1 protein-coding gene and 1 pseudogene are annotated in these 986 nt (G+C 47.7%); both read right to left on the bottom strand.

Annotated elements, in window-relative coordinates; all coding sequences use genetic code 11:
* A partial coding sequence (gene sufU / locus ACWHAR_RS23675) for a Fe-S cluster assembly sulfur transfer protein SufU (protein ID WP_452088015.1) occupies positions 1-282 on the bottom strand: 282 nt, incomplete at its 3' end.
* Positions 272-986: pseudogene (gene sufS / locus ACWHAR_RS23680) on the bottom strand (cysteine desulfurase SufS); the annotation flags it as partial. The pseudogene sufS and the gene sufU, both read right to left, overlap by 11 nt.

The following is a 986-nucleotide window of genomic DNA, read 5'->3' on the forward strand; positions in this document are numbered from 1 at the left end:
AATCTTAGACATGGAAAGGGCAGTTTCAATATCTTTCCCTTTAATCGCCTGAGTCATCATCGAAGCGGATGCCATTGAAATGGAACAGCCTTCCCCTTCAAACTTCGCATCTTCCACGATGTCTCCGTCAAGCTTCATTGTCAGTCTGATGCGGTCGCCGCATGTCGGATTGTTCATATCCACGACAATGCTGTCATTCAAAACCCCTTTATTTCGCGGGTTTTTGTAATGATCCATAATCACCTGTCTGTACAATGTATCTAAGTTTGCATTAAAAGACATTTGTAAAATACTCCTTTGTCTTTTGAAGTGCTTCCACAAGCTTATCAATCTCTTCCTCTGTATTATACAGATAAAAGCTTGCTCTTGCAGTAGCAGTTACATCCAGCCATTTCATCAGCGGCTGCGCACAATGGTGGCCGGCTCTGACTGCGATTCCCTCCGCATCAAGCACAGTCGCCACATCGTGCGGATGAACATCATCAAGGTTAAATGTGACAAGCCCGGCACGCTCTTCCGGCCCGTAAACCGTTACGCCGTCAAGCTGGCGGAAGCGTTCAAGCGCATAAGCTGCAAGCTTGTGCTCATGGCGGGAAATCTCATCAAGACCGATTGCTTCGAGAAAATCAATGGCGGCACCGAGACCGATTGCTCCTGCAATAATCGGCGTACCCGCTTCGAATTTCCACGGAAGCTCTTTCCAAGTTGATTCATAAAGCCCGACAAAGTCGATCATTTCACCGCCGAATTCGGCAGGCTCCATATTTTCCAGCAGGGCTTTCTTTCCGTACAGCACACCAACGCCAGTAGGTCCGCACATTTTATGGGAAGAAAGCGCAAAGAAGTCGCAATCGAGATCCTGCACGTCAATTTTCATGTGAGGCGTGCTTTGTGCACCGTCCACCACAATGACAGCCCCATTGTCATGAGCGATTTTCACCATTTCTTTAATCGGGTTGACCGTGCCGAGAACATTAGATACATGA

The organism is Bacillus sp. LR--39 (genome assembly GCF_053613335.1).